This is a genomic window from Herbidospora sp. RD11066 (assembly GCF_054661255.1).
Window position 1 is genome coordinate 1 of sequence record NZ_BAAGDO010000103.1, and the last position, 285, is coordinate 285.

The window sequence follows — 285 nt, forward strand, 5'->3', positions numbered from 1 at the left end:
GCTCTCCCTCTGCTTTGGATTTTTTAATCCGTTCAGATCCAGCCAGATCAACGAAGCTCAGTTTTCCTTTAGTAACAGCTTGCGTTTGTAAGTTGGTGCACTCGATGATGAAGCTCATGATCAAATGTGAGCGAGAGGATTCTCTATTCATGTGCGTGGCAGATACATGGCGTCGTCTTTGTCCGGCAGCAATGACATCCATTAGCTGCTGAGCAGATGTCACTTCTTCCACAACAGCGCCTTGGACAACAACCATGCCTCCAGCATCAGTCTTAATGTCCAGTT

At 47.0% G+C, this 285-nt stretch carries 1 protein-coding gene; it reads right to left on the bottom strand.

From position 1 onward, the window contains the following. Nucleotides 1–256: hypothetical protein (locus ACYQ78_RS39470; protein ID WP_459806117.1), on the bottom strand; the 256-nt coding region annotated here is incomplete at its 3' end. Between the last annotated feature and the right edge of the window lie 29 nt (nucleotides 257–285).